Origin of the sequence: Actinomycetospora atypica (assembly GCF_042653685.1) — a bacterium.
Taxonomy (GTDB): domain Bacteria; phylum Actinomycetota; class Actinomycetes; order Mycobacteriales; family Pseudonocardiaceae; genus Actinomycetospora; species Actinomycetospora atypica.
In genome coordinates, this window is the sequence record NZ_JBHSIV010000008.1 from 24,025 (window position 1) to 50,455 (window position 26,431).

17 protein-coding genes are annotated in these 26,431 nt (G+C 75.2%); 11 read left to right on the top strand and 6 right to left on the bottom strand.

From position 1 onward, the window contains the following. Positions 1 to 73: 73 nt before the first annotated feature. Positions 74 to 2,428: an FUSC family protein gene (locus ACFPBZ_RS09615; RefSeq protein WP_378035816.1), complete on the top strand. Its 2,355-nt coding sequence runs from the start codon at positions 74 to 76 to the stop codon at positions 2,426 to 2,428. A 284-nt stretch (positions 2,429 to 2,712) separates the two neighbouring features. Further along, entirely contained in the window at positions 2,713 to 5,007 is a 2,295-nt protein-coding gene (locus tag ACFPBZ_RS09620) for a RelA/SpoT family protein (protein ID WP_378035991.1), read from the top strand. Here the strand turns inward: ACFPBZ_RS09620 and ACFPBZ_RS09625 are convergent. Beyond that, entirely contained in the window at positions 5,004 to 5,591 is a 588-nt protein-coding gene (locus tag ACFPBZ_RS09625) for a TetR/AcrR family transcriptional regulator (protein ID WP_378035817.1), read from the bottom strand. The two genes, ACFPBZ_RS09620 and ACFPBZ_RS09625, sit on opposite strands and share 4 nt — an antisense overlap. Positions 5,592 to 5,675: 84 nt before the next feature. On the opposite strand from ACFPBZ_RS09625, the gene ACFPBZ_RS09630 reads away from it, so the two are divergent. Genes ACFPBZ_RS09630 through ACFPBZ_RS09645 form a run of 4 tightly spaced genes read left to right on the top strand, consistent with a single transcriptional unit; the run spans position 5,676 to position 9,992 of the window. Beyond that, positions 5,676 to 6,824 carry an acyl-CoA dehydrogenase family protein gene (locus ACFPBZ_RS09630; RefSeq protein ID WP_378035818.1) on the top strand — a complete coding sequence of 383 codons (1,149 nt, stop codon included), beginning with the start codon at positions 5,676 to 5,678 and terminating at the stop codon, positions 6,822 to 6,824. A gap of 14 nt (positions 6,825 to 6,838) precedes the next feature. Then, on the top strand, positions 6,839 to 7,579 hold the full coding sequence (locus tag ACFPBZ_RS09635) for an SDR family NAD(P)-dependent oxidoreductase (protein WP_378035819.1): 741 nt from the start codon (positions 6,839 to 6,841) through the stop codon (positions 7,577 to 7,579). Beyond that, positions 7,576 to 9,186, top strand: coding sequence for a class I adenylate-forming enzyme family protein (locus ACFPBZ_RS09640; RefSeq protein ID WP_378035820.1), 1,611 nt, complete (start codon positions 7,576 to 7,578; stop codon positions 9,184 to 9,186). Before ACFPBZ_RS09635 ends, ACFPBZ_RS09640 begins: the two co-directional genes overlap by 4 nt. Before the next feature lie 11 nt (positions 9,187 to 9,197). Then, positions 9,198 to 9,992, top strand: a complete 795-nt coding sequence (locus ACFPBZ_RS09645; RefSeq protein ID WP_378035821.1) for an enoyl-CoA hydratase/isomerase family protein — start codon at positions 9,198 to 9,200, stop codon at positions 9,990 to 9,992. A 5-nt stretch (positions 9,993 to 9,997) separates the two neighbouring features. On the opposite strand, the gene ACFPBZ_RS09650 is transcribed toward ACFPBZ_RS09645, so the two are convergent. Further along, on the bottom strand, positions 9,998 to 11,251 hold the full coding sequence (locus ACFPBZ_RS09650; RefSeq protein WP_378035822.1) for an AI-2E family transporter: 1,254 nt from the start codon (positions 11,249 to 11,251) through the stop codon (positions 9,998 to 10,000). A gap of 109 nt (positions 11,252 to 11,360) precedes the next feature. On the opposite strand from ACFPBZ_RS09650, the gene pyk reads away from it, so the two are divergent. Both pyk and ACFPBZ_RS09660 read left to right on the top strand, forming a co-directional pair. After that, positions 11,361 to 12,779 carry a pyruvate kinase gene (gene pyk, locus ACFPBZ_RS09655; protein WP_378035823.1) on the top strand — a complete coding sequence of 473 codons (1,419 nt, stop codon included), beginning with the start codon at positions 11,361 to 11,363 and terminating at the stop codon, positions 12,777 to 12,779. Further along, positions 12,780 to 13,967, top strand: a complete 1,188-nt coding sequence (locus ACFPBZ_RS09660) for a MalY/PatB family protein (RefSeq protein ID WP_378035824.1) — start codon at positions 12,780 to 12,782, stop codon at positions 13,965 to 13,967. Here the strand turns inward: ACFPBZ_RS09660 and ACFPBZ_RS09665 are convergent. Then, a complete protein-coding gene (locus ACFPBZ_RS09665) occupies positions 13,957 to 14,511 on the bottom strand; it encodes a GNAT family N-acetyltransferase (RefSeq protein ID WP_378035825.1) in 555 nt (184 codons plus the stop codon). The two genes, ACFPBZ_RS09660 and ACFPBZ_RS09665, sit on opposite strands and share 11 nt — an antisense overlap. Positions 14,512 to 14,549: 38 nt before the next feature. Here ACFPBZ_RS09665 and ACFPBZ_RS09670 point away from each other — a divergent pair, with 38 nt between their 5' ends. Further along, a complete protein-coding gene (locus ACFPBZ_RS09670; protein WP_378035826.1) occupies positions 14,550 to 14,762 on the top strand; it encodes a hypothetical protein in 213 nt (70 codons plus the stop codon). A gap of 86 nt (positions 14,763 to 14,848) precedes the next feature. Continuing rightward, entirely contained in the window at positions 14,849 to 16,795 is a 1,947-nt protein-coding gene (gene acs, locus ACFPBZ_RS09675) for an acetate--CoA ligase (protein ID WP_378035827.1), read from the top strand. 16 nt (positions 16,796 to 16,811) lie between these two features. Here the strand turns inward: acs and treZ are convergent, their stop codons facing one another. Beyond that, positions 16,812 to 18,554 (bottom strand): malto-oligosyltrehalose trehalohydrolase, encoded by a 1,743-nt coding sequence (gene treZ / locus ACFPBZ_RS09680; protein ID WP_378035828.1) that lies wholly within the window; start codon positions 18,552 to 18,554, stop codon positions 16,812 to 16,814. Positions 18,555 to 18,645: 91 nt separating this feature from the next. On the opposite strand from treZ, the gene ACFPBZ_RS09685 reads away from it, so the two are divergent. Further along, positions 18,646 to 23,553, top strand: a complete 4,908-nt coding sequence (locus ACFPBZ_RS09685) for a SpoIIE family protein phosphatase (protein ID WP_378035829.1) — start codon at positions 18,646 to 18,648, stop codon at positions 23,551 to 23,553. On the opposite strand, the gene ACFPBZ_RS09690 is transcribed toward ACFPBZ_RS09685, so the two are convergent. Both ACFPBZ_RS09690 and ACFPBZ_RS09695 read right to left on the bottom strand, forming a co-directional pair. Beyond that, on the bottom strand, positions 23,519 to 24,199 hold the full coding sequence (locus ACFPBZ_RS09690) for a response regulator transcription factor (protein WP_378035830.1): 681 nt from the start codon (positions 24,197 to 24,199) through the stop codon (positions 23,519 to 23,521). The two genes, ACFPBZ_RS09685 and ACFPBZ_RS09690, sit on opposite strands and share 35 nt — an antisense overlap. Next, the gene (locus tag ACFPBZ_RS09695; RefSeq protein ID WP_378035831.1) at positions 24,196 to 26,307 is read right to left on the bottom strand and encodes a sensor histidine kinase; all 2,112 of its coding nucleotides are present in this window, start codon (positions 26,305 to 26,307) and stop codon (positions 24,196 to 24,198) included. Before ACFPBZ_RS09695 ends, ACFPBZ_RS09690 begins: the two co-directional genes overlap by 4 nt. Positions 26,308 to 26,431 lie beyond the last annotated feature (124 nt).

Below are 26,431 nucleotides of genomic sequence, written 5' to 3' on the forward strand. Positions count from 1 at the left end.
CCACACCCGCCGCCCGCCCGGCCCACCTGATGGTTCGCACAGCTAACATCACGGGTCGAGGCGGAGGAGGGCGATGACGAGCACGGCGACCGGCCCCCGGCCCACGACCGGGGCGGACGGGCCCGACGGACCGACGGCGCGCGCGACCGCCGTCCCGGGCGTCTCCTGGGTCGACCGGGTCCTCGCCTCGGACCCGGGCCACGTGCGGCTCGCCCTCGCCACCCGCGCCGCGGCGTCGCTCGCGGTCTCGCTCGCGGTGTCCGCCCTGCTCGCCGGCACCCTCGGCGCCCAGGGGACCGCGGCCGTCGTCGTGCTGGTGCTCGGCGCGGTCCTCACGATGATGACGACCTTCACCGCCTCCGACCCCACCACGCGGGGCCGGGTGGTGACGCAGCTCTGCCTGCCGGTGGCGATGCTCGTCGGGATCGGCCTGAGCACGCTCGTCGACCGGCACCGCGTGCTCTCGCTGGGCCTCTTCGTCGTGGTCATGTTCGTGGTGGTGTGGGTGCGGCGCTTCGGGCCGCGCGCGTTCGCCTGCGGGATGGTCGCGTGGATGGGCTACTTCATCGCCCTGTTCCTGCAGCTCGGGTTCTCCCAGCTGCCGGTGGTGGTGGCGTCCGTCGCGACGACGACCGTGGTCCTGCTGGTCGTCGCCCTGGTGCTGGCGCCCCAGCGGCCCGCCCGCCGGCTGCGCCGCATGGTCGACACGTTCGCGGCGCGGGTCCGCATCGCCGAGGCCGAGCACGCCCGCCCCGCGCTGCGCGCGCCGTGGCGCCGCGCCCAGGACGTCCGGGCGGCGAGCGACCGCGCGACGCTGCGGGTCAACGAGGCCGCGGTGCTGATCGACGGCCAGCTCGCGATCCCGCGCTCCCTCGCCGACCCCGCCCGCGCGGCCGACGTCCGCGCGGCAGTGATCCGGGTGGAGGCGGCGCTCGCCCGGACCCTCGACGCCGCACCCGGCACCGCGGGCGGGACGGCCGCCGCCCTCGCCGGGCTCCGCGCGGTGCTCGACGACGACCGCGAGGGCCGGCCCCGGGCCGGGGCGGACACCTCGGCCGAGCCACGGCCCTTCGTGCCCGGGGCGGAGCTCTTCGCGGGCTTCCTGCCGGGCAGCGCGGTGACGGTCGGCCCGATGGTCGCCCCGGAGGTCGAGGGCACCCCGGGCACCGGCGGGCGACGCCCGGGCCGGATGCTGCTGACCACCCGTCAGGCCTTCCAGATCGCGCTCGCGGGCGGCCTCGCGATCGCGCTCGGCGACGCGGTGTCGGGCCAGCGCTGGTACTGGGCCGTGCTCGCCTGCTTCCTCGCCTTCACCGGCACGGCGACGGCCGCGGAGACGATCCGCAAGGCGGTGCAGCGCACGGCCGGGACCGTGGTGGGCGTCGTCGTCGCGCTGCTCGTCGTCCCGCTCCTCGGCGACTCCACCGCCGTGTCGCTCGCGGTCATCCTGGTCGCCCTGTTCCTGGGCTTCTACCTGTTCCGGGTCTCCTACACCTCGCTCGCCCTCGCCGTGACGATCATCGTCGCGGAGCTCTACGAGATGCTCGGGACCTACAGCGACGGGCTGCTCGCGCTGCGGGTGGGGGAGACCGCGATCGGGGCGGCGATCGGCGGCATCGTCGCGGTGTCCTTCCTGCCGACGTCGGCGGCGCGCGCGGAGCAGGCCGCCCGCGCCCGGCTGGCCGAGGAGCTGCGGGCCGCCCTCGTCGACGTCGCCGCCGTGGTCCACGGCGAGGACCGGCCCGACGACCCGCCCGACCTGCCCGCCCGGGCCCGCAGTCTCGACGCCGCGATCCACCAGCTCGCCGTGATCGGCGTGCCCCTCTCGCTCGGGCTCGTCCCCGGCGCCGCGCGCCGCCGCCCCGTCCTCGCGCACCGGCTCGCCGCCTGGGTGCGCTGCGCCGTGCGGGTCCGGGCGGTCGTCGAGGCCGCCGCGGACTACGAGCGGACCCGCCGGTCCGACCCGGAGGTCCGCCACGAGCGGGTGGGCGCCGCGGTGCGTGCCGTGCGCGGGCTGGTGGACGCCCTCGCCGACGGCCACGGGCCGGGCGAGCACCGGCACCGGCCGGCGGCCGACGAGAGCGGCGGCCTGCTCGGCGAGCTCGCGACCCTGCACGGGGCCCTCGTGGCGCTGCACGAGATCGACCCCGACGCCGAGCCCGCCCCCACCGACGACGGGCCCGGCGAGCGGGTGACCGGCCGGGTGACCGACGCCGACGGCCGCGGGCTCACGGCCGTCGTCACAGTGGTCGACGGCAACGGCCGGCAGCTGGGCCGGACGCGGGCGGGGGAGGACGGCGGGTTCGCGGTGCCGGTCGGCCCCGGAACCGGGGCCTGGCAGCTCGTCGTCGCGGCGGCCGGTCACGCGCCGCACGCCGGGCGGGCGAGAGGCAGTGTCGATCATCGTGTGGTGCTGCGACGGCGGTGAACGGCCGCTCGCCGACGGGCCGACGACGCCGGGGGACCGGTCGGCCCCCGGGTCCTGCAGGCGGCGGACGTGCCGGGGGTCGGTGACCTACTCTTGAATGATTCCGGGAGCGGGTTCGTTCCCGGCGGTCGGACGACCCCGTCGCGATCCTGTACGGCTGGAGGTGCTCGCCCGTGAGCCAGGACCTGGAGCCCGCCGCCGACACCGCGGTGGCCACCGAGGACGCTGACGGCGCGGGCGCGCTGCCCACCGTCGGGTCGAGCGAGCCGCGCGAGGCCGCCCGGCTGGAGACGGTCGGCGCCGCCGGACGGCCGCGCTCGGCCACCCGCCGGGTCCGCGCCCGCATCGCCCGCCGGATCACCGCGCAGCGCCCGGGCCCGGTGAAGCCCGTCCTCGAGCCGCTCGCCACGGTGCACCGCGAGCTGCACCCGAGCGCCGACCTGGCGATCCTGCAGCGCGCGTACGACACCGCGGAGGCCTTCCACGAGGGCCAGATGCGCAAGTCGGGCGACCCGTACATCACCCACCCGCTCGCCGTCGCGACGATCCTCGCCGAGCTGGGCATGGACACCACCACGCTGGTGGCGGCGCTGCTGCACGACACCGTCGAGGACACCGACTACTCCCTCGAGCGCCTCGCGGCCGACTTCGGGGCCGAGGTCGCCCACCTCGTCGACGGGGTGACGAAGCTCGACAAGGTCCAGCTCGGGGCCGCGGCGGAGGCCGAGACGATCCGCAAGATGGTCGTCGCGATGGCGCGCGACCCTCGGGTGCTCGTCATCAAGCTGTCCGACCGGCTGCACAACATGCGCACCATGCGCTTCCTCAAGCCGGAGAAGCAGGCCAAGAAGGCGCGCGAGACCCTCGAGGTGCTCGCGCCGCTGGCCCACCGGCTCGGGATGTCGACGGTCAAGTGGGAGCTCGAGGACCTCGCGTTCGCGATCCTGCACCCCAAGCGCTACGACGAGATCGTCCGGCTGGTCGCCGACCGCGCGCCGAGCCGCGACACCTACCTGCGCTCGGTGATCGACGAGGTCTCGGGGCAGCTCGAGGCCGCGCGGGTGAAGGCCGAGGTGCTCGGCCGCCCGAAGCACTACTACTCGATCTACCAGAAGATGATCGTCAAGGGTAAGGACTTCGACGACATCCACGACCTGGTGGGCGTGCGCATCCTCGTCGAGGACGTGCGCGACTGCTACGCCGCGATGGGGATGGTCCACGCGCTGTGGCAGCCGATGCCGGGCCGGTTCAAGGACTACATCGCCCAGCCCCGGTTCAGCGTCTACCAGTCGCTGCACACCACGGTGATCGGCCCCGACGGGCAGCCCCTCGAGGTGCAGATCCGCACCCACGAGATGCACCGCACCGCCGAGTACGGCATCGCCGCGCACTGGCGGTACAAGGAGACGAAGGGCGTCGCCGCGGCCAACGGCGGGCTCGAGCTCGACGAGATGGCCTGGATGCGCCAGCTCCTCGACTGGCAGCGGGAGGCGGCCGACCCGGGGGAGTTCCTCGAGTCGCTGCGCTACGACCTCGCCACCCGCGAGATCTTCGTCTTCACGCCCAAGGGCGACGTGATCACGCTGCCGCACGGCTCGACGCCGGTGGACTTCGCCTACGCGGTGCACACCGAGGTCGGCAACAAGTGCATCGGGTCGCGGGTGAACGGCCGGCTCGTGGCGTTGGAGCGCCAGCTGGAGAACGGCGAGGTCGTCGAGATCTTCACCTCGAAGGCCGAGGGGGCCGGGCCGTCGCGCGACTGGCTCGGGTTCGTCTCCTCGCCGCGGGCGAAGCAGAAGATCAAGCAGTGGTTCGCCAAGGAGCGCCGCGAGGAGGCGATCGAGGAGGGCAAGGACTCGATCACCCGCGAGGCGCGGCGCACCGGCCTGCCGCTGCAGCGCCTGGTCTCGGCCGACTCGATCGGCGCGCTGGCCCGCGAGCTGCGCTACGCCGACGTCTCCGCGCTCTACGCGGCCGTGGGCGAGCACCACGTCTCGGCCCGCCACGTCGTGCAGCGCCTCGTCGCCCTGCTCGGCGGGGTGGAGCAGAACGAGGACGAGCTGGCCGACCGCGCCACGCCCTCGACGGTGCAGCGCCGCCGCGGCACCGGCGACGTCGGCGTGGTGGTCAACGACGTCGCGGGCGACGACGCGGCCGACCTGTGGATCAAGCTCGCCCGCTGCTGCACCCCGGTGCCGGGCGACGAGATCCTCGGGTTCGTCACCCGGGGCGGCGGGGTCAGCGTGCACCGCACCGACTGCACCAACGCCGACGACCTGCGCTCCGAGCCCGAGCGCCTCCTCGACGTCAGCTGGGCCTCGTCGTCGACCGCGGTCTTCCTCGTCGCGATCCAGGTGGAGGCGCTCGACCGCCACCGCCTGCTCTCCGACATCACGAAGGCCCTCGCCGACGAGAAGGTCAACATCCTCTCGGCGTCGGTGACCACGTCGCGCGACCGCGTGGCCGTGAGCCGGTTCAGCTTCGAGATGGGCGACCCGAAGCACCTCGGCTACGTGCTCAAGGTGGTCCGCAACGTCGAGGGCGTCTACGACGTGTACCGGGTGACCTCCGCCGGCTAGTCCGGGGCGACGAGCTTCATCAGGGTGTCGGCCAGGTGGTCCATCGCCCGGTCCTGGGCGTCCCCGGCGAGGTGCGAGCACCACAGCGGGGCCTGGCTCATCGACGCGTGCAGGGCCTGCAGGGCGGCGTCCTCGTCGACCACCGCGAACTCGCCCGCCGCGACGCCCTCGCGCACCACGCGGCGGAACACGAGGTCGTGGCGCCGGCGGAGCTCGCGGATGCGGGCGCGCAGGTCGTCGGGCCAGGAGTCGGGCACGAGGAAGAGCCGCAGCGCCGCGGGGTACTCGCGGACCGCGATCGCGATGTGCTCGCGCAGCAGCGCCCGGAGCCGTTCCGCCGCGCCGCCCGGGGTGTCGAGCTTCTCCAGGCGCTCGGTCCAGTCGGTCCCGAGGGTCTCGACCGCCGCGGTGGCCAGCTCGTCCTTGCCGGCGAAGTAGTAGTAGAGCGAGCCCTTGGTGACGTCGAGCCGCTCGGCCACGTCCTCGAGGTTCGCCGCCTCGTAGCCGCGCTCGCCGAAGACCTCCGCGGCCGCCGCGACGATGCGGCGCACCCGCTCGTCGCGCTTGCGCTGGACCCGGCCCACGGGGAGCAGCGTAACCGACGGGTCATCTCTTGACCCGCGGGTCGAACTTCGGCACGGTCGTCAGGAGCCGGAACGGAGGCCCCGATGGAGTTCGAGCTCACCGAGGAGCAGCGGTCGTTCCGCGACGCGGCGCGCGACGTCGCCCGGCGCGACCTCCTGCCCGGCTACGCCGACCGCGAGCGGGCGGGCCGCATCGGGCCGGAGCTGCGCCGCGAGCTCGGCGCCCGCGGGCTCCTCGCCCCGGAGCTGCCGGTGGGGCTCGGCGGGCGCGGCACCGACCGCGTCACCACGGGCCTGGTCTGCGAGGAGATCGGGCGGGGCGACATCAACGTCGCCTACCTGCAGGTCGTGGGCTCGCTCGTCGGGCAGATCCTCGCCACGAGCGCGACCCCCGAGCTCGCCCGGACGTGGGTCCCGCGCATCTGCGCGGGCGAGGAGATCGTCGGGATCGGCCTTACCGAGCCGCACGGCGGGTCCGACGCCGGGATGCCACGCCTGACCGCCGTTCCCGACGACGGGGGCTGGGTGCTCCACGGCGTCAAGTCGCTGTCCTTCGCGGCCGAGGCGGCCGCGGTCGTCGTCTTCGCCCGCACCGGGGAGACCACGGCCCGGGGGAAGGACATCTCCGCGTTCCTCGTCCCGCTCGACGTCCCCGGGGTCACCCGCGAGCCCTACCCCGACGTCGGCACCACCGCCGTGAACCGCGGCGCCGTGCACCTCGACGGGGTGCGGGTCCCGGCGGAGAACCTGCTCGGCGAGGTCGGCCGCGGCTTCTCGCAGGTGATGCAGGGCTTCGACTTCAGCCGGGCGCTCATCGGCCTGCAGTGCCTCGGGGCGGCCGAGCAGTCGGTCGACGAGACGTGGGAGTACGTGTCCGGGCGCGAGGCGTTCGACAAGCCGCTCTCGGCCCAGCAGGGCGTGGCCTTCCCGCTGGCGGAGGCGGAGACGCTGCTGTCGGCGGCGCGGCTGCTGTGCCTGGAGACGCTGTGGCGCAAGGACACCGGCCGCCCGCACACCGCGCAGGCGGCGATGTGCAAGTGGTGGGCCCCGAAGACCGCGCACGAGGCGATCACGCAGTGCCTGCTGCTGCACGGCCAGTACGGCTACCGCGCGGAGAAGCCGTTCGACCAGCGGATGCGGGACGTCCTCGGACTCCAGATCGGCGACGGCACCGCCCAGATCATGAAGCTCGTCATCGCCCGGCAGCGCGTCGGACGCGCCCTCGCACCGTAGGAGAAGGAGACCTGATGGGACGACTGGACGGCGACATCGCCATCGTCACCGGCGCGGGCCGGGGGATCGGCCGCGCGATCGCCGAGACCCTGGCCGCCGAGGGCGCGACGGTCGTCGCGACCGACCTCGACGAGGCGACCGCGAAGGACACCGCGGCCGCGGTGGGCGGTCTCGGGATCGCCGCCGACGTGAGCGACCGGGCGTCGGTCGACGCGATGGTCGCCCGGGTGCGCTCCGAGCACGGGCGCATCGACGTCCTGGTCAACAACGCGGGCTACGACGTGGTCGGCCCGTTCGTCTCCTCCGACCCGGCGACGTGGGACCGCATCGTCGGGATCAACCTCTACGGCGTCCTGAACACCTGCCACGCCGTGCTGCCGGGGATGGCGGAGCAGGGCCGGGGCTCGGTGGTCAACCTCGCCTCCGACGCCGGCCGGGTGGGCTCCAGCGGCGAGGCGGTCTACTCCGCGGCCAAGGGCGGCGTCATCGCGTTCACCAAGACGATCGCCCGCGAGATGGCGCGGTACTCGGTGCGCGCCAACTGCGTCTGCCCCGGGCCCACCGACACGGCCCTGTTCGCGTCCGTGGTCGAGGGCAACGACAAGCTGCGCGACGCCCTGGTCAAGGCGATCCCGATGCGCCGGCTCGGGCAGCCGACCGACCTCGCGCCGCTGGTCGCCTTCCTCGCCTCCGACGACGCCGGGTTCATCACCGGGCAGACCGTGAGCGTCAGCGGCGGGCTGTCGATGTCATGAGCTACACCTACGACGCGTCCGCGTACCGGGCGTACTTCGAGCGCTCGTTCACCTACCTGGGGGGCTTCCGCCGCACCGCGGGCCGCTACGCGGGACACACCGCGATCACCGACCCGACGACCGGCGCGGCCTGGACCTACGGCGAGCTCGCCGCCGACGTCGACCGGCTCGCCGCCGGGCTCGTGGCCGTCGGGGTCCGCCCCGGCGACGTCGTCACCTACCAGCTCTACAACTCCCCGGCCTTCGCGCAGCTCTACCTCGCGACCCAGGCCTGCGGCGCGGTCGGGTCGCCGATCAACTTCCGGCTCGCCGCCGGCGAGGTCGCCCACGTCCTCGCCGACAGCGAGCCCCGGGTGTTCGTGTACGACGCGGCCCTGCAGGAGACGGTCACCGACGCCCTGCGACGGAGCCCGCACCGGCCCGACGTCGTGATCGCCCTGGGACCGGGGGAGGCGCTGACCGAGCTGCTCCCCGCGGGCACGGCGGTCCCGGAGCCCGCGGCCACGGTGTACGACGAGACCACCCGGCTCTACACCTCGGGCACCACGGGGATGCCGAAGGGCGTGCCGCTGAACAGCCTCGTCGAGGTGTTCTCGGCCCACGACGTGCTGATGCACTTCCCGCTCGGGCCCGAGGACGTCACGCTGAACATGACGCCCTGGTTCCACCGCGGCGGGCTCTACTCCGGCGGGCCCAACCCGGCGTTCTACGTGGGAGCCCAGGTGGTGCCGCTGCGCGCGTTCGACCCCGAGCAGTGCCTCGACCTCGTGGAGCAGCGCGGGCTGACCTACCTCGTCGGTGCGCCGACCAACCTCGCGATGCTCGCCGTGGCCCAGGAGCGCCGCCCGCGCGACCTCGGCACGCTGCGGGGGATCGTGACGATGGGCGCGCCGCTGGAGCGGGAGGCGTGCCTGCGCTACCAGTCGGTGCTCACCGAGCGGATCTTCAACGGCTACGGCACCACCGAGTCGTTCTGGAACACCTTCCTGCGCCCCGCCGACCTCCCCGACCACGCCGGCGCGGCGGGCCGGGCGTGCACCGACGACGACGTCCGCGTCGTCGAGGTCGGCGGCGGTCCCGACGATGCCGTGGCTCGGGACGCCGCGACCGTCGGCGAGGTGATCGTCCGCTCGCCGAAGGCCGGCTACGCCTACGTGAACTCGCCCGACCAGGAGGCCGCCAAGTTCGCGGGTGACGGGTGGATTCACCTCGGCGACCTCGCCACGTGGGACGCGGGGGAGTACGTGACGATCGTCGGGCGCGCCGACGACATGCTCGTCTCCGGCGGCGAGAACGTGCACCCGGTGCAGGTGGAGGAGGCGCTCAACGAGCTCGAGGGTGTCGCCGACTCCCTGGTGGTCGGCGTGCCCGACGAACGCTGGGGCCGGCGCGTGGTGGCCTACGTGGTGCGGGCCGACCCCTCGCTCACGGCCGCCGCCTGCGAGGCCCACTGCCGCGACCACCCGATGCTGTCCCGCTACAAGCGGCCCCGGGCCTACCGCTTCGTCGACGCGCTGCCGCTGACCGCGACCGGGAAGAAGATTCACTACCGCGCCACCGAGCAGGCGGCCGAGGATGTCGCCGCCGGCCGCTTCGAGACCGTCTGACGAGGAGATCCGTGTTCGAGGACTACCAGCAGCTGCTCTTCGACCGCCGCGAGAACGGCGTCCTGCTGATCACGATCAACAACCCGGAGAAGTACAACGCCACCGACGAGGTGCTCCACGGCGAGCTCGCGCGGGTGTGGCGCGACGTCGCGGCCGACCCCTCGGTGCGGGTCGCCGTGGTGACGGGGGCCGGCAGGGCGTTCTCCGCGGGCGGCGACCTCGGGATGGTCGAGCGCATGGCGGGCGACCACGAGCGGGTCTCGCACATGCTCAAGGAGATGTCCGAGCTCGTCTACAACATCATCGACTGCGAGAAGCCGATCGTCTCGGCGATCAACGGCGTCGCGGTGGGCGCCGGGGTGGTGGTGGCACTGCTCGCCGACATCGCGATCGCCGCGCAGGACGCGAAGCTGGGCGACGGCCACGTGAAGCTCGGCGTCTCCGCCGGCGACCACGCCGCCATCATCTGGCCGCTGCTCGCCGGGATGGCGAAGGCGCGCTACTACCTGCTGACCGGGGAGATGCTCACCGGCGCGGAGGCGGAGCGCCTCGGGATGGTGGCGAAGGCCCTCCCGCGCGAGGAGGTCCTCGACGAGGCCCTGCGGGTGGCCGACGTGCTGGCCACCGGCTCGCAGCAGGCGATCCGGCTGACGAAGAAGTCGCTCAACCACTGGCTGAGGACGGCCGGTCCCACCTTCGACGCCTCGGCCGCCTACGAGATGCTCTGCTTCCTCGGCCCCGACGTGGTCGAGGGGGTCGCGGCCCTGCGGGAGAAGCGGGCGCCGGTGTTCCCGTCGGCGACCTAGGCGACTTAGGCGTCCTCGGGGACCACGTTCACCTTGGGGTCGGCGAACTCCGGGCGCGCGGAGCGGGGGTCGAGCGGGTTGACCCGGGCGGGGTCGATGACGCCGTCGGACTCGCGGGTGAGCGAGCGGAGGCCGTTGTCGAGGACGGTCACCAGCGGCACCGCGAGCAGCGCCCCCGGGATCCCCGCGACGACGAGGCCGCACGAGATCGGCAGCACGACGGCCAGCGGGTGCAGCTTGATCGACTTGCCGAGGAACAGCGGCTGGAGGATGTAGCCCTCGAGGTTCTGCACGGCGAGCAGCAGCAGGACGACGAGCAGCGCGTCGGTGATCCCGCCGCTCACGAGCGCGACGAGGGCCGCGACCACGCCGGAGATCACGGCGCCGAGGGTGGGGATGAAGGCCCCGAAGAAGATCAGGGCCGCGAGCGGGACCGCGAGGGGCACCCCGATCAGCCAGAGCCCGAGGCCGGCGGTGACGGCGTCGATGAACGCGACGACGATGATCGCCCGGGTGTAGCCGACGAGCGAGGCGAAGGCGCGCCGCCCGGCGACGTCCGCGCGGTCGCGGACCCGGCCCGGCACCCCGCGCAGGAGGAAGCGCCAGATCGCGGGGCCGTCGTGGATGAGGAAGATCAGGGTGAACAGCGCGAGCAGGCCCTCGGTCAGCAGCTCCCCGACGGTCCCCACCGCGCCGAGCGCGCTCGCCGCGATCGTCGACTGGCTCTCCTGCAGGCTGGTGAGGAACTGGTCGCCGATCTGCGTGAACTGCTGGTTGTTCAGCCCGAGGGGGCCCGTGCGCACCCAGTTCTGGATCTCGACGAACCCGCCGGTGACCTGGCTGGTGAGCTGGGGGAGCCCGGAGATGAACGCGTACACGACGCCGGTGAGCACGCCCCCGACGATCGCGAGCCCGCCGACGATGACGATGGCCGTGGCGATGGCGTGCGGCATCCACCGGATCCGCGAGCTCATGAGGTGCGCCTCGGGCGCGAGCAGCGACGCCGCGATCACCGCGAGGACGACCGGCACCAGCACGACGGCGAGGGTGTCGGCCAGGTAGATCACCACGGCGGCCGCGGCGACGATCAGCAGGATGCGCCAGGCGATGCCCGCGGCCACGTCGAGTCCGTAGGGGATGACCCACCGGGAGCCCCCGGTGGGACGGGTGCCGTCGTCGGCGAGCGCCTGCTCGGGAGCGGCCGCGCCGGGGTCGGGGCCGCGGGTGCCGCCCGCGGGCCGCTCACGCTGCGCCGTCATCGCGCCACCGTAGCCCCGTACCGGGGAGGGGGGCCGGTTGACCTGCCACGACGTCCCGGGGGCGGCCCTGTCTTCTGGATCGGTGCAGAAGCGGAGTACGCTGGGCGACGTGACTCGTCGCGCGAAGATCGTCTGCACCCTGGGTCCGTCGACGTCGTCCCCGGAGCGGATCCGGGCCCTCGTCCGGGCCGGGATGGACGTCGCGCGCCTCAACTTCTCGCACGGGGAGCACGCCCAGCACCAGCGGGTCTACGAGCACGTGCGCGCGGCGGCCGACGCCGAGGGGCGCGCGGTCGGCATCCTCGCCGACCTGCAGGGCCCGAAGATCCGCCTGGGCCGCTTCGCCGAGGGGCCGCAGATGTGGGCGACCGGCGAGACCGTCCGGATCACCACCGAGGACGTCGCCGGCACGCACGACCGGGTGTCCACCACGTACCAGGGCCTGGCCGACGACGTGCGCGCCGGCGAGTCGCTGCTCGTCGACGACGGCAACGTCGCGCTCGAGGTCACCGAGGTCGAGGGCCGCGACGTCGTCTGCCGCGTGGTCGAGGGCGGCCGCGTCTCGGACAACAAGGGCATCTCGTTGCCCGGCACCGCGGTGTCCGTGCCCGCGATGAGCGAGAAGGACGAGGCCGACCTGCGGTTCGCCCTGGGGCTCCGGGTCGACATGATCGCGCTGTCCTTCGTCCGCTCGCCGGCCGACGCCGAGCTCGTCCACAAGATCATGGACGAGTACGAGTGCCGCCTGCCGGTGATCGCGAAGATCGAGAAGCCCGAGGCGGTCGACGCGCTCGAGGCCATCGTCCTGGCGTTCGACGCGATCATGGTCGCCCGCGGCGACCTCGGCGTGGAGCTGGCCCTCGAGGACGTGCCGCTGGTGCAGAAGCGCGCGGTGCAGATCGCGCGGGAGAACGCGAAGCCGGTGATCGTCGCGACGCAGATGCTCGAGTCGATGATCCACAACTTCCGGCCCACCCGGGCGGAGGCCTCGGACGTCGCGAACGCGGTGCTCGACGGCGCCGACGCGGTGATGCTCTCCGGCGAGACCTCGGTGGGCGACTACCCCATCGAGACGGTCCAGACGATGTCCCGGATCGTCGAGGCGGTCGAGGTCGGCCCCGCGTCGGTGCCGGCGATCCAGCACGTGCCCCGCACCCAGCGCGGCGTCGTGACCACGGCGGCCCGCGACATCGGCGAGCGCCTCAACGCCCGCGCCCTCGTCGCCTTCACCCGCTCCGGCGACACGGTGCGGCGGCTCGCGCGGCTGCACACCCGCCTGCCGGTGCTCGCCTTCACCCCGGTGCCCGCGATCCGCTCGCAGCTCTCGCTCTCCTGGGGCATCGAGACCTTCCTCGTGCCATGGGAGGAGACCACCGACGCGATGATCGCCCGCGTCGACGCCTCGATCCTGCAGATCGGCCGGTTCGCGCCGGGTGAGCTCGTCGTGATCGTCGCCGGCTCCCCGCCCGGGCAGGCCGGCAAGACCAACCTGCTGCGCGTGCACCGCCTCGGCGAGGACACTCGCTAGGTGCCCGCCCAGACCCACCAGCACCGCTTCGACGCCCTCACCGCCGACGCCATGCGGGCCGGCGGCTCGTGGAAGTGGTCGCGGCCGGGCCTCGACGCCCACGGGCGGGGCCTGATCGGCGCGTTCGTCGCCGAGATGGACTTCCCGCCGTCCGACGCCGTGGCCGACGCCGTGCGCGACAGCGTGGTGCAGAACCGCTTCGGCTACCTCTCCGACGCCTGGGTGGCCGACCTGGCCGACGCGTTCTCCTCGTTCTGGTCCGACCGCTTCGGCTGGTCGGTCGACCCGGAGCGCGTGCGGCCGGTGCCCGACGTGATGACCGCCTTCGTCGCGACCATCGAGCACTTCACCCCGCCCGGCACCCCGGTGCTGCTGCCGACCCCCGCCTACATGCCCTTCCTGACGGTGCCGGGGCGGCTCGGCCGCGAGCTCGTGCCGGTGCCGATGGCCCCCGCCTCCGGACCCTCGAGCCGGTGGGCGCTCGACCTCGACGCCCTCGACGCCGCGTTCACCGCCACCGGGTCGAAGCTGCTGGTGCTGACCAACCCCCACAACCCCACCGGCCGGGTGCTCACCGAGGCCGAGCTCGCCGCGGTCACCGCCCTGGTCGACCGGCACGGCGCGCGGGTGTTCGCCGACGAGATCCACGCGCCGCTCACGTTCGACGGGCGGGTGCACCGGCCCTACGCGGCGACCTCGGAGGTGGCCGCCGCGCACACCGTCACGGCCACGTCGGCGTCCAAGGCGTGGAACCTGCCCGGCCTCAAGTGCGGGCAGGTGGTCCTGTCCGACGCGGCGAGCGCCGAGCGCTGGGCGGAGGTCGGCTACCTCCCCGAGCACGGGACCGCGACGCCCGGGGTGCTGGCCTCCACCGCGGCCTACACCCACGGCCGGGAGTGGCTCGACGAGGTGCTCGACTACCTCGACGGGAACCGCGCCCTCCTGCGGGACGCCGACCTGCCCGGGCTCGGCGTCACCGTCCCCGAGGGCACCTACCTGGCGTGGCTCGACGGCACGGGGCTCGACCTCGACGAGCCGCCCGCCGCGTACCTCGCCCGGGAGGCGGGCGTGGTGCTGACCGACGGGGCCGCGTGCGGGTCGCCCGGCGGGATGCGGTTCAACCTGGCCATGGCGCGGCCCGTGCTGTCCGAGGCGCTCGACCGACTGGGCGCGGCGCTCAGGGCCTGAGCGCCCAGGGGTCGACGGGACGGACGAACCGCGCCAGGCGCGGCCCGCCCGGTCGCCGCGACCGTCCGGCCCGGCGGAACCCGGCGGCCTCGGGGACCCGCATCGAGGGCAGGTTGGCGGGGTCGACGCGGATGACGGCCAGCGTCGTGGCGGTGTTCGCGGCGAGCCAGGGCAGCACCAGCTCGACCCCGCGGGCGGCTAACCCCCGGCCGCGGTGGCGGGGGAACACCCCGTAGGAGAGGTTGGCCTGCCCGGGGGCGAGGTCGGGCGCGGCCAGCTGGACCTCGACGGTCCCCGCCAGCTCGCCGGTGACGGCGTCGCACAGCGCCCACGCGAGCGACGCGCCCGGGGCGTACCAGTCGCCGTGCCAGTCGGCGGCCGCATCGGCGACCCAGCGCTGCGCCAGGGCGGGGGAGCCGGGGCCCCCGGTGAGCCACCGGACGAGCTCGTCGTCCTCCCCGGCGTGCAGCGCCGCGGCATCGTCGGGAACGGGCGGGCGCAGCGTGACGACGCCGTCGGACCGCCCCGGACACGTCGTCGTCACGGGGTCATCGTGCTCCGGGGGCGGATAGGGTCGGGCACATGGGGCTGTCGTTCTCCGAGGAGCCCGGGACCGGGCTCGTGGCGGTGACTCTGACCGACGACGACGGCGAGCTCGTCCAGACCCGGGTGGTGTCGGTCGACGAGCTGGGCCGGATCGCGGCCGCGGCGCGGCGGGCCAGCGCCCGGGCCGCCGAGCGGGGCGAGCCGCTGTTCGTCACCCTCGACGAGCTGATCGACGGGCCCACCGACTAGATCACGGCCGGCCGGATACCTGCCCCGATTGTGACGTCGAGCGTCAGCATGGCCGCAGTGCTGACACTCCCGGCAGGCTCGATCCCGTGACCGACGAGCTGTACCACCCGCCCGCCGACCTCGCGCGGGACGCGAACGTCACCGCCGCCGACGCGGAGCGGCTGCGCGCCGAGGCCGACGCCGACCTCGACGCGTTCTGGCTGGCCCGGGCGCGCGACCTGCGCTGGGAGCGGGAGCCGACGGTGGGCTACGACGGCGGCGAGCACCCGTTCGTCACATGGTTCGCCGACGGCCGGCTCAACGTCACCGTGAACTGCGTCGACCGGCACGTCGACGCCGGGCGCGGGGAGAAGGTCGCGCTCTACTGGGAGGGCGAGCCCGGCGACGAGGTCGCGGTCACCTACGCCGACCTGCAGGTCCGCGTCGCGCAGGCCGCCCACGCGCTGACCGCGCTGGGGGTGGGCCGCGGCGACGTCGTCGTGGTGTACCTGCCGGTGCTGGTGGAGACCGTCGTCGTCATGCTCGCCTGCGCCCGGATCGGCGCCGTGCACTCGATGGTCTTCGGCGGGTTCTCGGCCGAGGCGCTGCGCTTCCGCGTGGCCGACGGGCGCGCGAAGGTCGTCGTCACCACCGACGGGCAGTACCGGCGCGGGAAGGCCGTGCCGGTCAAGGAGAACGCCGACCTGGCGGTCGAGGGCAGCGACGTCGAGCACGTGCTCGTCGTGCGGCGGACCGGGCAGGACGTGCCGTGGACCGCGGGCCGCGACGTCTGGTGGCACGAGATCACCGCGGAGCAGCCGGGCGAGCACGACGCCGAGGCCTTCGACGCCGAGACCCCGCTCTTCCTGATCTACACCTCGGGGACCACCGGGAGGCCCAAGGGGCTCGTGCACACCATGGGCGGCTACCTCACCCAGACCGCGTGGACCGCGTGGGCGTGCTTCGACCACCGCGACGACGACGTCTACTGGTGCCAGGCCGACCTCGCGTGGGTCACCGCGCACACCTACGAGGTCTACGGCCCGCTCGCCAACGGCGTGACCCAGGTCCTCTACGAGGGGACCCCGGACACCCCGCACCGCGGCCGGCACTTCGAGATCCTCGCGAAGTACGGGGTCACCGTCTACTACACGGCGCCGACGCTCGTCCGGACGTTCATGACCTGGGGGACGGGGATCCTCGAGGGGCACGACCTCTCCCGGCTGCGGCTGCTCGGCAGCGTCGGCGAGGCGATCAACCCGGAGGCGTGGCGCTGGCTGCACGAGCACGTGGGCGGCGGCCGGTGCCCGATCGTCGACACGTGGTGGCAGTCCGAGACCGGGGCGGCGATGGTCGCGCCGCTGCCGGGCGCCCAGCCGCTCAAGCCCGGCTCGGCCACGAGGGCCCTGCCGGGGATCAGCGTGACCGTCGTGCGCGAGGACGGCACGGAGGCCGATCCCGACGAGGGCGGCCTGCTCGTCGTCGACCGGCCGTGGCCCGCGCAGGCCCGGACGGTGTGGGGCGACCCCGACCGCTACGTCGACTCCTACTTCGCGACGTTCCGCGAGCAGGGCTGGTACACCGCCGGCGACGGCGCCCGCATCGACGCCGACGGTTTCGTCTGGCTCCAGGGCCGGGTCGACGACGTCATGAACGTCTCCGGCCACCGGCTGAGCTCGATCGAGCTCGAGTCGGCGCTGGTCAGCCACCCGCGGGTGGGGGAGGCCGGGGTGATCGGCGCCCCCGACGCCACGACCGGCCAGGCCATCGTCGCGTTCGTCGTGCTCCGGGGCGAGGCGACCGGCGACGAGGACCTGAGCGCCGACCTGCGCGCCCACGTCACCCGCGAGCTCGGGCCGGTCGCCCGCCCGAAGCAGGTCCACGTCGTCCCGGTGCTGCCGAAGACCCGCTCGGGCAAGATCATGCGCCGGCTGCTGCTCGACCTCGCCAGCGGCCGCGAGCCCGGCGACACCACGAGCATCGTCGACCCGGCAGCGCTGGACGGGGTGCGCGACGCGCTCGTGAGCACTGATCCGTCCGTGGACACGGATTAGTGCTCACAGGACGGAGTCACCTCACGATCGCGCACGACTCCGGGCCCAACACCACGGCGGCCTCGGAGAGCCCCACCTCGCCGGGGGTCCAGACGACCTCCGAGGCCCCGTCGAGCGGGACGGTCACCTCGACGGCCGACAGGTTGACCACCAGGCGCAGCGTGCCGCGGGTCAGCACGAGCGTGCGCGCCCCGGCGTCGACGTCGCAGTGCACCCGGTCGAGGCGGGGGTCGGCGAGCTCGGGCTCGGCGCGGCGCAGGGCGGCGAGCGAGCGGTAGACCTCGAGCAGCCAGGCGTGCTGCCCCTCCTCGACCTCGCCCCAGTTCAGGCGTGAGCGCTCGAAGGTGGCGATGTCGGTGGGGTCGGGGACGTCGTCGGAGCCCCAGCCGTGCTCCGCGAACTCCCGGCGACGGCCGTCGCGGACCGCGTCCTGCAGCCCCGGGTCGTCGAACCCGACGAAGAACGCCCAGGGCGTCGACGCGCCCCACTCCTCGCCCATGAAGATCATCGGGGTGAAGGGGGAGCAGAAGACGAGGGCCGCCCCGCAGGCGAGCAGGCCGGGGGAGAGGGAGGCCGACAGGCGGTCGCCGCCGGCGCGGTTGCCGACCTGGTCGTGGTCCTGCAGGTAGGCCAGGAAGCGGTACCCGGGGGTACGCGCCAGGTCGACGGGGCGCCCGTGGGTCCGGCCGCGGAACGTCGACCACGTGCCGGCGTGCACGTAGGCCTCGCGCAGGACCGCCCCGAGGGTCTCGAGCTCGCCGAAGTCGACGTAGTAGCCCTGGGTCTCGCCGGTCAGCGTCGAGTGCAGCGCGTGGTGGATGTCGTCGCACCACTGCGCGTCGAGCCCGTAGCCGCCGGCCTCGCGGGGGGTGACCAGGCGCGGGTCGTTGAGGTCGGACTCGGCGATCAGCGTGCAGGGGCGCCCGAGCGCGGCGGCGAGCCGGTCGGCGAGGACCGCCATCTCCTCGAGCAGGTGCGTGGCCCGCTCGTCGTGCAGGGCGTGCACGGCGTCGAGGCGCAGGGCGTCGACGCCGAAGAGCGTGAACCACTGCGCGACGTTGTCGAGGATGTAGCCGCGCACGGTGTCCGAGCCGGGTCCGTCGAGGTTGAGCGCCGACCCCCAGTCGTTGGCGCCGGAGAAGTAGGGCCCGAACCGGTCGAGATAGGCCCCCGACGGGCCGAGGTGGTTGTAGACGACGTCGAGGACCACGCCCAGCCCGCGCTCGTGGCAGGCGGCGACGAAGCGGCGGAAGGCGTCGGGGCCGCCGTAGTTCTCGGTGACCGCGCCCCAGAGCACGCCGTCGTAGCCCCAGCCGCGGGTGCCGTCGAAGGCGTTGACCGGCAGGACCTCGACCAGGGTGACGCCGAGGTCGACCAGGTGGTCGAGGCGGTCGACCGCGGCGTCGAAGGTGCCGCCGGGGGTGAAGGTGCCGACGTGCAGCTCGTAGATGACGGCCCCGGGCAGCGCCCGGCCGGTCCAGCGGTCGTCGAGGAGGTCCCCGGACACCGACGGGTCCCACACCCGCGACGCCGCGTGCACCCCCTGGGGCTGCCACCGCGACCGCGGGTCGGGCAACGGGTCGGCGCCGTCGAGGGCGTACGCGTAGTCGGTGCCGTGCCCGGCCCCGTCGACGTGCGCCGACCACCAGCCCCCCTCGTCGCGCGCCATCGCCCGGGCGGTCCCGCCGACGACCACGTCGACCGAGCCCGCCTCCGGGGCCCACACCGAGAAGGACCCGTCCACACCCACACCCTGCATGGCACGAGATGATCCCTCACTCCGCCGCGAGGGCGCCGATCAGGATGGGGACGGGTACCGTTCCCGCGACACCCACGGAGGCTCGACACGGATGACAGGGACCGCCGGGGCGGGAGCGGACACCCCGTTCGCCGGACCCCTCGTCGCGGACAGTGACGTCGCTCGCGACATGCGCGACGTCGACTGGGCCTCGACCCCGCTCGGCGCGCCCGCGGAGTGGCCCCAGGCCCTCCGCGACTACGTCCGCATGCTGCTCACGTCGCGGTTCTCGATGTGGATGTCGTGGGGCCCCGAGCAGACGATGTTCTACAACGACGCGTACCGGCGCGACACGCTGCGCGGCAAGCACCCCTGGGCACTCGGCCGGCCCGCGAGCGAGGTGTGGGCCGAGGTCTGGGAGCAGGTGACCCCGCAGGTCCGCGCGGTGCTCGACCGCGGCGAGTCGACCTGGGACGAGGACCTGCAGCTCTTCGTCGTGCGCAACGGCTGGCCCGAGGAGAGCTTCCACACCTTCTCCTACAGCCCCCTGGCCGACGCCGACGCGCAGGTCCGCGGGCTGCTGTGCGTCGTCACCGAGACCACCGGACAGGTGCTCGCGCAGCGCCGCATGTCCTTCCTGCGCGACCTCGCCGCGGCCGTCAGCTCGGCGCGCTCGGTCCCCGACGTCGCGACCTCCCTGCGCGCGGTGCTCGACCGCGACGGCCGGGACGTGCCGTTCGGCCTGCTCTACCTCACCGACGAGGACACGGGCGACCGCGCCCACCTCGCGGCGGCCGTGGGCACCCGGCCCGGCGGGGCGGCCGCACCGGCCGTCGTCCCCCTCGACGGCACCGGGGTGTGGTCGCTCGACGCGGCGGCGCGCGGCGTCACGGTGGTCGACGTGCCGGTCGCCGGTCCCGGCGAGGACGCCGTCCCGCCCGACTGCGACCGTGTCGCGCTCGTCCCCCTGCTGCCGCCCGCCGGCTCGGGCGGCGGCCTGCTCGGCGTGCTCGTGGTGGGCCTGTCGCGCTACCTCGCCTTCGACGAGCACTACCGCGACTTCGTCGACCTGCTCGGCGGCCAGGTGGGGGCCGGGCTGCTCGACGCGCGGGCCGCGGAGTCCGAGCGGCGGCGGGCGGAGGCCCTCGCCGAGCTCGACGCGGCCCGGGTGCGGTTCTTCGCCGACGCGAGCCACGAGCTGCGCACCCCGCTGACCCTGATCGCCGGGCCGGTCGACGGCCTCCTGTCGGAGATGTCGACCGACGCGGGTGACGACGTGGCCCGGTGGCGCCGTGAGCTCGAGGTCGTCGCCCGGAACACCCAGCGCCTGACCCGGCTCGTCGGGGACCTCCTCGAGGTGTCCCGGCTGCAGGCGGGCGGGGCGGAGCCGCGGCGGGTGGCGGTCGACCTCGGCGAGCTGACCGTCGAGGTGGCGGCGATGGTGGCCTCGGCCATGCAGCGCGGCGGGCTCGAGTACGTGGTCGAGGGGCCCGACGAGGCCGTGCCGGTCGCGATCGCGCGCGACGCCTGGGAGCGGGTGCTGCTCAACCTCGTCGCGAACGCCCTGAAGTACACCCGCGCGGGCCGGGTCGAGGTCCGCCTGCGCCGCGAGGGCCGGCGCGCGGTGCTCACGGTCTCCGACACCGGCGTCGGCATCGCCGCCGGCGAGCTGCCGCGGCTCTTCGACCGCTTCCACCGCGTCGAGGGCGGCTGGGCGCGGTCGGCCGAGGGCAGCGGGATCGGGCTCGCCCTGGTCCACGAGCTGGTCGTCCGGCACGACGGGCAGGTGGGCGTCGAGAGCGAGCCCGGCGTGGGCACCACCTTCACGGTGTCGATGCCGCTGGCCCCCGACCTCGACCTGCCCGAGCTGCCGCCCGTCGGTCCCGCGCACGACATCCACGGGATCGCCGAGGAGGCGTCGCGCTGGGTGCCGGCCGCCCCGACGCCCGCGGCGGTCCCCGTGCCCGAGGACCCCGCCGGGCGCGTGCTCGTCGTCGACGACAACGCCGACATGCGGGCCTACATCACGCGGCTGCTCGCCCCGCGCTGCGTGGTCACCACGGCCGCCGACGGCGACGCCGCGCTGGAGTCGGCGACGAACGACCCGCCCGACATGGTCGTCTCCGACGTCATGATGCCCGGGCGCAGCGGCCTGGAGCTGCTGGCCGCGCTGCGGGCCGACCCGCGGACCGCGCGGGTGCCGGTCCTGCTGCTCTCGGCGCGCGCGGGCGAGGAGGCCGCGGTCGAGGGCCTCGCCGCCCAGGCCGACGACTACCTGGTCAAGCCGTTCGCGCCCGGCGAGCTCCAGGCCCGGGTGCAGGCCCACCTGCAGCTCGGCCGCGCCCGCCGGGAGGCCGAGGCCCGGTTCACCGCGGTGGCCGACCTCGCGCCCGCGATGATCTGGGTGGCCGACGAGGAGGGCCGCCGGGTGTTCCTCAACGCCGGGTGGAGCCGCTTCACCGGCCGCGACCCGGCCTCCGAGCTCGGCAACGGCTGGACCGAGGGCCTGCATCCCGACGACCGCCGGGCCTACGAGGTGCTCCGCGAACGCGGGCACCGGCTCGGCCGCGGCTGGGAGGCGGAGTTCCGGCTCCGCCACGTCGACGGCACCTACCACCGGTGCGTCGAGCAGTGCGTGCCGGTCCCGTCGGCCGACGGGCACCCGTCGGGCTGGGTCGGCAGCGCCGTGGACGTCCACGTGCGGCTCCGCGACGCCGACCGGGCCCGCCTGTTCGCCGAGGTGGGCGCGGCGATGGACGCCTCGACCACGGTGCAGGGGCGGCTGCGCGAGCTCGTGCGGGTGATGCGCGATGCGCGCCTCGCCGACCAGGTCACCGTGCAGGACGCCCGGGCGGCGGGCGCGGCGACGGAGGGCCCGCACCGCCTGCGACGCCCGCTGACGGTCCGCGACCGGACGCTCGCGGTGCTGGTCCTCGAGCGCGACCCCGCCTCCGCGCCCTGGTCCGACGACGACCGGGCGCTCGTCGACGAGGTCGTGGCCCGCACGGTGCCCGCCCTGGACAACGCCCTGCTCTACGCCGAGGAGCGGACCGCCGCGCAGCGCCTCGGCCTCGTGCACCGGGCGACGGCGGCGTTCTCCGCGGCGGCGACGCCCTTCGAGGTCGCTCGGGTCGCGGCCGCCAACATCGAGCAGCTCCTCGGCGACGACGCCGAGATCGCGGTCTACGAGTACGACGACGCCTCCCGGTCCCTGTCGGTCCTCGGGCGCGGCACCATCGGGCTGAGCCCGCGGTCGTCCGGCGACCTCCTGGAGGTCCGGACCGACTCGATCGTCACCCGCGCGGTCCGCGACGAGCGCTCCATCTGGGTCCACGAGCCCGAGCCGGGGGAGGCCCCCGACGCCCAGCCCGCCGACCTCGTCGCGCTGCTGCGCGAGCGCGGGCTCACCAAGGCCGTGGCCCTCCCGCTGCTCGTGGCCGGCCGGGTCGTCGGCGCCCTCGGCGTGGGCTTCTCCAGCCGCGGGCGGCTCGACGAGGGCGAGCGCACCACCCTGCAGGCGATGGTCGAGCCGTGCGCCGTGGCCCTCGACCGGGCGCGGCTCTACCGGGCCGAGCACGAGATCGCCCAGACCCTGCAGCGCTCGCTGCTCCCGCAGGCGCTGCCCGAGATCGAACGGCTCCCGGTCGCGGTGCGCTACCTGCCCGGTGCGGTCGGCACCTCGGCCGGCGGCGACTGGTACGACGTCGTGGAGGTCGACGAGACCCACATCGCGGTCGTCGTCGGGGACGTCGTCGGGCAGGGCACCGCCGCGGCGGCCGTCATGGGCCAGCTCCGTACCGCCCTGTCGGGCTACCTGCTCGCCGGGCACGGCCCCGGGCCGGCGCTCGACCTGCTCGACGGGCTCGTGTCCCGCGTCCCGGGCGCGCGGGCCTCCACCGCGATCTGCCTGCTCGTCGACACCGTCGGCGGCGAGGTGCGCTGGGCCCGCGCCGGCCACCTCCCCGCGCTGTTCGTCGACGCGAAGGACCCCGGGCGCCCCGTGCTGCTCACCGACCCGGCGGGCCACGGCCCGCTGCTCGGGCTCGCCGCGGCCAGCCGGCGCCCCCGGACCGAGTCGACCATCACGATCGACCCGGGCAGCAACCTCGTCCTCTACACCGACGGCCTGGTGGAGCGCCGCGGCGAGTCGCTCGACGAGGGCCTCGACCGGCTGGTGGAGGTGGCCGCGGCCTGCGACGGCGCCGCCCCCGAGCCGATGGCGTCCACCCTGCTCGCGGAGCTCGCCCCCGCCGAGGCGATCGACGACGTCGCCGTGGTGGTGGTGCGCCTCGTCCCCGCGCCGCTGCGCCAGCGCTTCCCGGCCGACCCGGTGCAGCTCGGCGTCCTGCGCCGCGCCGTGCGCACCTGGGCCGGCGCGGCCGGCGTCGACGAGGACGTCCTCGAGGACCTGCAGCTCGCCCTCGGCGAGGCCGCCACCAACGCGGTCGAGCACGCCTACGGGCCCGTCCCCGACGAGGGCTCCGAGGTCACGACGGCGCTCGCCGCCCGCGCCGACGGCGGCGTCTCGGTGGAGGTCGGCGACCGGGGCACGTGGCGGACGGTCCCGGCCGACCCGGGCCACCGCGGCCGCGGGCTCACGATGATTCGGGCGCTCGCCTCCGACGTGGTCGTCGACCGCGCCGCGGCGGGCACCTCGGTGTCGTTCACGGTGCCCCCGGCGCGGCGCGGTTCGGTCCGGGTCCACGAGGCCGAGCGCGACGCGGGCCCCGAGGGCAGCGAGGTGACCGTGGACATCGCCGAGACGGCCGACGGCCCCGCCGTCACGGTGCGCGGCGACCTCGACCTCGCGGGCGCCACCGAGGCGGGCCGGCGGCTCGTGGGCGTGCGGGCCCCGCGGTGGACCCTCGACGTCACCGGGGTCGGGCACCTCGCGAGCGCCGGCGTCGGCCTGCTGCTCGACTCGGTCGACCGGGGAGCCGTGCTCCGGCTGCCCGACTCGGGCCCGGCCGCGCGGGTGCTGCGCCTCAGCGGGGTGGCCCCGGAGGGCTCCCCGGGCTGACCCGCCCGAGCCCGGCCTCCCGGGCCCGCACGATCGCCTCGGCGCGGTCGGCCACGTGCAGCTTCGCGAAGATCGCCGAGACGACGTTGCGGACCGTCTTCGGCGACAGGTACAGCGCGGCCGCGATCTGGGGGTTCGCGCGCCCCGCCGCGACGAGGTCGAGCACCTCCCGCTCGCGGGCGGTCAGCTCCGGGAACGCGGGGCCGCCCGCCGCGGGCCGCGGCGTGAGGAACTCCGCCACCCGCCGGGCGATGGCGGGCCCGAACACCGCGCCGCCCGCGGCCACGGTGGCGATCGCGTTCGTGATCTCCGGGCGGGTCGCGCCCTTGAGCAGGTAGCCGCGGGCCCCGGCGCGCATCGCCGCGAAGACGGTCTCGTCCTCCTCGCTCATCGTCAGCACCACCACCCCGGTGCCCGGCGCGCCCTCGAGGACCTGCCGCGTGGCCGCGATCCCGTCGAGGACCGGCATCCGGACGTCCATCACGACGACGTCCGGCGCCAGCTCGGCCGCGCGGGCCACGGCCTGCTCCCCGTCGGCGGCGGTCCCCACCACCTCGATCCCGGTGGCCGGGCCCGTCGCCGTCAGCAGCGCGGCCAGCCCCTCCAGGTAGACCGGGTGGTCGTCGGCGAGCAGCACCCTCGTCATCGCCCCTCCTCCTCGCACGGCAGCTCGGCCCGCACCACGGTGCCCCCGCCCGCCGGGCAGGACACGGTCGTCGAGCCCCCGAGCTCGGCCGAGCGCTCCCGCAGCGACCGGCTCCCCACCCCGGCCGCCCGCGTCGGGTCGATGCCGCGGCCGTCGTCGGTGACCGTCACGACGAGCGTGCCCGGCTCCCGTTCGACGAGCACGTCGGCCGTCGTCGCGCCGGCGTGGCGGACGACGTTGGTGAGGGCCTCGGACACGATGTGGAACGCCGCCACCTCCACCGCGGCGCCCAGCGCCCCGGGGTCGTCGCCGCGCACGGTGATCTCCAACCCGTCGCCGGAGAGCCCCCGGGCGCGGGCGCGCAGGGCGCCGAGCAGGCCCAGCTCGTCGAGGGCGGGCGGGCGCAGGTCGTGCACGAGCCGGCGGACGTCGCCGAGCAGCGCCGTCACGTCGTCGGTGGCGGCCCGGAGCATCCCGTCCGCCGCGGCCGGGTCGAGCGGCGCGAGCTCGCGGGCGGTCTCGATCCGCAGCGTGACCGCCCCGAGCGCCGGGCCCACGGAGTCGTGCAGGTCCCGGCGCAGCCGCCGGCGCTCCTCCTCCCGGGCGGTGACGATCTGTTCCCGTGCCCGCTGCAGCGACGCCCCGAGCGCGCCCGCCCGCGCCGCCGCCGCGGCCTGGCGCAACAGGTCGGCGAGCAGTTGCTGGTCACGGGCCGAGAGCGCCCCGAACGCCCGCGCGGGCAGGGCGACCCGCCCGATGGCCTCGTCGCGGTAGCGCAGGGGCAGTTCGACGACGCCGGTGCCCGGCCGGCCGTGCTCCACCGTCGCGCGGGCCCCGTCGGCCCGGTCGACCTCGACCCGCACGCCCGGCAGCCGGAAGGCCTCGCTCACGGTGCGGGCCAGCGCGGCGAGCTGGGCGTCGGGGGCCGCCGCCGACTCCAACCGCCCCGCCAGCGTCGCGACGGTCCCCTCGGGATCGTCGCGCGTCCCGCGGACGAGGCGCCGCGACAGGGTCCACAGCCGCGTCCGCAGCGGGGTGTAGGCCACCGCGACGACCGCGACCGCGAGAAGTGCCGAGTCCCGGTCGCCGAGGACCGCGCCCGCCACCAGGAGCACGACGAGGTCGACGGCCACCACCCCGACGGCGAGCAGCCCGGTGAGCACGGTCGCGGGCAGCAGCCGGTCGACGGCGTCGAGGCGGTCCCGGGCGAGGGCCAGCGCCACGACGGCGCCCGTCAGGCAGATCGCCCCGTAGAACACCCAGCTGCGCACCGGCTCCGGCAGGGCCAGGGCCGAGCCGGTGGCCAGGAGGTCGACGAGCCCCACCCACAACAGCCACCGCATCCGCAGCCGCCGCACGTCCGCACCGTCCGACTTCGGGCCGTCGGGGACGGCCGCGGCGCGCCGGTAGCGCCCGACGACCACCGCGAACGGCACGACGATGCTGACCGGCAGGAGCGCCGACCCGACGGCGAGCACCTGCGGCCAGTACGGCATCGCGAACGTCATCGGGTCGAGGGGCAGCGCCAGGAGCACCGGGTCGACCGGGGGTCCGCCGCGCGCGTAGATCTCCGCCGACGGGACGACCAGCAGGGTCACCGGGAGCACCGCGGTGCTGGCCAGGCTCACCAGCGCAGCGACCCGCCAGCCACGGGGCCGGGGGAGGTGGCCGTCGGGGTAGAGCAGGAGGACGAGGGGGAGCCCCAGCAGCAGGAAGGCGCCGTACCGGGCGAGGATCCGGTAGGCGATCCCGGCGCTCGTCAGCGACCCGGCGTCGATGGCGAGCAGGGTCCACGGCACGGCGAGCGCGGTGAGGCTCCACCCGAGTCCGGCCACGACGAGCACCCAGGCCACCGGGTGGCGGGGGCGGACGCGCAGCACCGCCGCGCCGGAGATCGTCAGGGCGAGCCCGACGAGGCCGCTCAGCCAGGCGTCGTCGAGCCCGGCGTCCGCCGGGGACCGCAGGTCGCGCGCGAGGACCTCGAGCACGACGACGCCGGCGAACACCACGACCGCGATCCCCGCGACCAGGGCGGGGAGGAGGACGCGGGACGGGGCGGCGCGGTGGGGCGCGACGTCCGCCACCCGCGCCGTCGCCACGTCCGTCACCCCGCGATCGTCGCAGGTCAGACGGCCAGGGGGCGAGGGCCGGATGTCCCCGGCGATGTCCCGTCGACCCGGGACATCGTCGGGACCGGACTCGGGATCGTCGGCCCTGCCGCGCCGGGACGGA

Excerpts from the sequence above, each read along its gene's own strand:
- ACFPBZ_RS09615 (WP_378035816.1), top strand. The coding sequence starts at position 74 with ATGACGAGCACGGCGACCGGCCCCCGGCCCACGACCGGGGCGGACGGG.
- ACFPBZ_RS09630 (WP_378035818.1), top strand. The coding sequence starts at position 5,676 with ATGGAGTTCGAGCTCACCGAGGAGCAGCGGTCGTTCCGCGACGCGGCG.
- ACFPBZ_RS09635 (WP_378035819.1), top strand. The coding sequence starts at position 6,839 with ATGGGACGACTGGACGGCGACATCGCCATCGTCACCGGCGCGGGCCGG.
- ACFPBZ_RS09640 (WP_378035820.1), top strand. The coding sequence starts at position 7,576 with ATGAGCTACACCTACGACGCGTCCGCGTACCGGGCGTACTTCGAGCGC.
- ACFPBZ_RS09650 (WP_378035822.1), bottom strand. The coding sequence starts at position 11,251 with ATGACGGCGCAGCGTGAGCGGCCCGCGGGCGGCACCCGCGGCCCCGAC.
- ACFPBZ_RS09670 (WP_378035826.1), top strand. The coding sequence starts at position 14,550 with ATGGGGCTGTCGTTCTCCGAGGAGCCCGGGACCGGGCTCGTGGCGGTG.
- treZ (WP_378035828.1), bottom strand. The coding sequence starts at position 18,554 with ATGCAGGGTGTGGGTGTGGACGGGTCCTTCTCGGTGTGGGCCCCGGAG.
- ACFPBZ_RS09685 (WP_378035829.1), top strand. The coding sequence starts at position 18,646 with ATGACAGGGACCGCCGGGGCGGGAGCGGACACCCCGTTCGCCGGACCC.
- ACFPBZ_RS09690 (WP_378035830.1), bottom strand. The coding sequence starts at position 24,199 with ATGACGAGGGTGCTGCTCGCCGACGACCACCCGGTCTACCTGGAGGGG.